Source organism: Burkholderia sp. Ap-955 (assembly GCF_011753045.1).
GTDB classification, from domain to species: Bacteria; Pseudomonadota; Gammaproteobacteria; order Burkholderiales; family Burkholderiaceae; genus Burkholderia; species Burkholderia lata_D.
Genome location: NZ_VWWH01000235.1, coordinates 1 through 525 on the forward strand (window position 1 = coordinate 1; position 525 = coordinate 525).

Annotated in this window: 1 protein-coding gene; it reads right to left on the reverse strand. The window is 67.4% G+C overall.

Annotation, left to right across the window (positions count from 1 at the left end):
• Positions 1 to 76: 76 nt before the first annotated feature.
• Positions 77 to 525: TOBE domain-containing protein (locus tag F3J15_RS37530; protein WP_166897881.1), on the reverse strand; the 449-nt coding region annotated here is incomplete at its 5' end.

Genomic DNA, 525 nt, shown 5'->3' on the forward strand with positions numbered 1-525 from the left:
GCCGGTGCCGGCGCTCGCGGCGCCGGTCGGCACCGGCGCGGACGGATTGGAAGCGGAGGTTCTCATCGTGGCGTCCTCACTGCGTCAGCACGACGCCGCTGGCCGGCGACCACGACACGAACACGTCATCGTTCCACGCCGGCGCGTTGTCGTTCATCAGGTGCGAGCTCGACAGGTTCGACACGACCGTCTTGCCGCTCGGCAGGCGCACGTGATACAGCGAGTAGCTGCCCATGTACGCGATGTCGGTCACGACGCCGCGCGCCCAGTTGTGTTTCGAGCCCGGCTTTTCGCGCGACACGTGAATGCGCTCCGGGCGCACCGAGATGCCGACCGGCATCCCGAGCGGGCCGGTGACGCCGTGGCTCACGTACATCCGCGCTTCGAGATCGTCGCTTTCGACGAAGATGTGATCGGGCTCGTCCTCGACCACGCGGCCCTCGAACAGGTTGGTCGAGCCGATGAACTCGGCCGAGAAGCGGCTGTTCGGAAACTCGTACACCTCGCCCGGCGCGCCGATCTGCA